This window comes from Donghicola sp. XS_ASV15, from assembly GCF_041224595.1.
GTDB lineage: Bacteria > Pseudomonadota > Alphaproteobacteria > Rhodobacterales > Rhodobacteraceae > Donghicola.
The window spans coordinates 1-3,655 of the sequence record NZ_JBGFGN010000096.1 but is presented as its reverse complement, the minus strand read 5'-3'; the positions used below and the strand labels follow the sequence as shown (position 1 = coordinate 3,655).

Annotated in this window: 3 protein-coding genes and 3 pseudogenes; 2 read left to right on the top strand and 4 right to left on the bottom strand. The window is 54.4% G+C overall.

The features are described 5' to 3' along the window. The 3 genes and pseudogenes from AB9K37_RS02970 to AB9K37_RS02960 all read right to left on the bottom strand — a co-directional run. A pseudogene (locus AB9K37_RS02970) lies at nt 1-141 on the bottom strand (IS1380 family transposase); the annotation flags it as partial. A gap of 95 nt (nt 142-236) precedes the next feature. Beyond that, entirely contained in the window at nt 237-635 is a 399-nt protein-coding gene (locus tag AB9K37_RS02965; protein WP_369835479.1) for a hypothetical protein, read from the bottom strand. 60 nt (nt 636-695) lie between these two features. Then, the gene (locus AB9K37_RS02960) at nt 696-998 is read right to left on the bottom strand and encodes a recombinase family protein (protein ID WP_369835480.1); all 303 of its coding nucleotides are present in this window, start codon (nt 996-998) and stop codon (nt 696-698) included. A gap of 7 nt (nt 999-1,005) precedes the next feature. Between AB9K37_RS02960 and AB9K37_RS02955 the strand changes: the two are divergent. Both AB9K37_RS02955 and AB9K37_RS02950 read left to right on the top strand, forming a co-directional pair. After that, nucleotides 1,006-1,482 (top strand): annotated as a pseudogene (locus tag AB9K37_RS02955) (ATP-binding protein); the annotation flags it as partial. A 226-nt stretch (nt 1,483-1,708) separates the two neighbouring features. Then, nucleotides 1,709-3,074: pseudogene (locus tag AB9K37_RS02950) on the top strand (IS3 family transposase). On the opposite strand, the gene AB9K37_RS02945 reads toward AB9K37_RS02950, so the two are convergent. After that, nucleotides 3,075-3,425 (bottom strand): hypothetical protein, encoded by a 351-nt coding sequence (locus AB9K37_RS02945; protein WP_369835478.1) that lies wholly within the window; start codon nt 3,423-3,425, stop codon nt 3,075-3,077. Nucleotides 3,426-3,655: the final 230 nt, after the last annotated feature.

Below are 3,655 nucleotides of genomic sequence, written 5' to 3'. Positions count from 1 at the left end.
CCCGAGCGCGTCATCAAGCTCGCGCATCACCAGAAGGCCGCCGTCGGAACTGAGCTGCGTGCCGCGAAATTCCAGCCGCACGCGAGGGTCGAAATCCACCCGATCTGCCCGTTGCAAGCCCGCACCCTCTGGGTGATCCATAAAACGCGCCCCTCGCAGCCTTCAACACCATGTTTTATATAGGAAATATAATGGTCAGGACAGCGAAATCAGCGCCTTACTTGGGAAATGTGGGTTTATATTCCAAATGCTCTTTTTCCATATGAGATTTCAACACCGGCCTCCGTCAAGTCAGCCATCATTGAAATCATATTTCCATTGGCGAGTTGCCTGAAGTTAGGAGAAATGGTTTCTAGGCCAAGGTATGTGTATGCTTCGTAAAGGAAGCTAGAATTAGCGACGTTTTCCGGGAGTACAGAACCGACAAGACGCTCTCCAAAGCTGATCTCACCGTCGAAGTCTGTGTCTAAGGGGTCGTAGGTGCTATAAACACCAACAAAATTTTCCCACGCGGGATCAAGAAATGTGCTTCCGTCAGCGAGTGTAATGCTCGTATCAAAAATTGCAACGCCAATAACCTCACTATCTGGATTATTGGCGTTTCCAGGAATTTCAATTGTGATCCAGGTACTCAAATCTTTCTCCATAGTAAATCGCTTAGGTTCTTGCTCAAAACACGCAGAAACTGATGTTCGTTACTCTCTTTTATTCCGCGTCTCGAATTGAAAAATAAAATAATTAAGCATTTTTTTGCAAGGATATTTGCAATTTAGGTGGATGATTGGCCGCGGCACGGAGAACACCTCTGCAAGGTCGCTGACAGAACACTCGCCCCTGTCGTACATGCGGCGCAGATCGCGGGATTGGCAGTCTGAGAGTTTCGATTGTTTATCGCGCAGTTTGCCCCAGGCCCGCGCAATGGCCATGCCTTCGCGGGTTCGCATGCGGATTAGGTCGCCTTCAAACTCGGCGAAGGTGGCGAGGATGTTGAACAACATCTTGCGCATCGCCGGCCTTCCGCTGGCCAAGGAGGTCGATGAGTTTACCTTCGATGACGTGCCGGTCAACGAGACGCTGGTCCGCGATCTGGCGCTCGGCAACTTCCTCGACCAGCAGCGCAATGTCATGCTGATCGGCGGCACCGGAACAGGAAAGTCGCATCTCGCGGTAAGTATCGCACGATCCTGTATCAGACGGGGCAAGCGGTGTCGGTTCTTCAACGTGGTCGACCTCGTGAACAAGCTTAATGCCGATGCCCTTGCTGACCGCCAAGGTCGCACCGCTGATCTACTATGCCGCCTCGACTTCCTAATCCTCGACGAGCTGGGTTATCTGCCGTTCGCGCAAACTGGCGGCCAGCTTCTGTTCCATCTCATCAGCCGTCTTTACGAACGGACTTCGATCATCGTCACAACCAACTTCAACTTTGGTGAGTGGCTCTCCGTCTTCGGCGATGCAAAGATGACCAACGCATTTCTGGACCTGTAGATGGTGACCTACCTTCGGACCTTCATCCAATGGCGATTTGAGCCTGAAGGGTGTTTACGCCGATTGGCGATTGCGTGGTTCAGTGTGTCTGCCTTCAGCGCCAATGGGACATTTTAGGTTGTTTTTGGTAAGAAAGGGTTTCTGGCCCATCGTAACCACCAAGGAGTGGGGATGAGACAGAAACCCGGAACCAAACAGCAAACAGAGCCCCGGCGAGAAGATTGTGAAGGACATCCGCCGCGCCACACGCAAACAGTATTCGGCAGAAGAGAAGATCAGGATCGTACCGGACGGCCTGAGAGGCGAGCACAGCATTTCTGAGCTGTGTCGCCGAGAAGGCATTGCACAGAGCCTTTTCTACAGTTGGTCCAAGGAGTTCCTCGAAGCGGGCAAGAAGCGCCTCGCCGGTGACACCGCGCGTGCGGCGACATCGACCGAGGTCAAAGATCTGCGCCGTGAGGCACGCGATCTGAAGGAAGTCGTGGCCGAGCAGGCCTTGGAACTACGGCTGCTCAAGAAAAGCATGCTCGGGCCCTCTCGGCAGAATGCGGAGCATTCGCCTGCCGTGTGACAGATGGGGGCGACGACGAATGAGATATCCCGCATCCGAGAAGCTGGAGATCATCCGGCTGGTGGAAGGATCGTACCTGCCGACCAAGCGCACGCTGGATACGCTCGGCATCCCCAGAACGACCTTCTATCGTTGGTATGATCGGTATTTGTTCTGTGGCCCCAAGGCGCTTGAGGATCGCAGCCCTAGGCCATCACGGGTTTAGAACCGCATTCCCGAGCCAGTGCGCGAGAAGGTCAAGGACTTGGCCTTAAAGGAATGCGATCTGTCGCCACGCGAACTGGCTGTGCGGTTCACCGACACGGAAAAGTACTTTGTGTCAGAGGATTCGGTCTACCGCATCCTCAAATCCTACGATCTGATCACCAGCCCGGCCTATGTGGTTCTGTCCGCCGCAAATGCGTTCCACGCCAAGACCACACGCCCGAACCAGCTCTGGCAGACCGACTTCACCTATCTCAAGGTCATCGGCTGGGGTTGGTTCTATCTGTCGACAATTCTCGATGATTACAGCCGGTACATCATCGCTTGGAAGCTCTGCACGACGATGAAGACCAGCGACGTGACCGACACGCTGGACTTGGCCCTGCAAGCCTCCGGCTGTGATAGGGCAACGGTTCTGCATAAGCCACGGCTCCTGTCGGACAATGGCGCCAGTTATATCTCTGGGGAACTTGCCGACTGGCTGGAATACTGGAAAATGGATCACGTCCGCGGTGCCCCTGATCACCCGCAAACTCAGGGCAAGATCGAGCGTTGGCACCAGACCCTAAAGAACACGATCTTGCTGGAAAACTACTACCCGCCCGGCGATCTCAGGCAAAAGATCGACGCCTTCGTCGACCACTACAACCATCGTCGTTACCACGAGAGCCTGCAAAACCTCACGCCCGCTGACGTCTACTTCGGGCGCGGCCAGACCATTCTGAAACAGCGAAAAAGGATCAAACGAAAGACCATTGACCGGAATCACTCGGGACGGGTTCGCGGGGGGCAGGTCACGCCCTTTCCATAATCAATCGAACATTTCTGACTTTATCACCGAGCCTTCAGCAGAAACCCAGTAGATCCGGTTGCCGCCTGTCACCGAAACCCCGCTACTCTGACTCGGCGCGTACGTCAGCTTGACAATGTTCCCGCAAGTCACGGCGTCGGCGAGTTCGTATTTTTCGCCCACAGCAGTCGCGACCTGATCTCCCTCGTATTCGGCGACGTATGTCTGAACCGCTCTCTGTGCGTCGGATACCGTTCCCTCATCCGACTTACTTATGCAACTCTCCGATGTTTGCGTGGAACAGGACGCCATGAACAGCGCCAGTGCAGATGCCGTGATGGCCCGTTTGATTGCAGTATTTTCAGCAACCACTCCGATGCCCCCATACTTCACCCTTGTAGGTAACTACGATTCCTTCAGCGTTCAAATTCTGTGCCGCTCTGACATCGCCGTTGCCCGGATGGCCTCTGTGGGTGGCTCCTGCATTGCAAGTGTTTTCTGGTGATTTCTGCGGTCATTTTCGTCAGTACCGTCGTCTGTCCGGCCTGTTTATGTTTTGGCATTGCCTCCACTGGCCCTGATGAGTTCCGCAAGCGAGGTTC

Bases quoted from the DNA above. Each gene is read 5' to 3' on its own strand.
- AB9K37_RS02960 (WP_369835480.1), bottom strand. From the start codon at position 998: ATGTTGTTCAACATCCTCGCCACCTTCGCCGAGTTTGAAGGCGACCTA.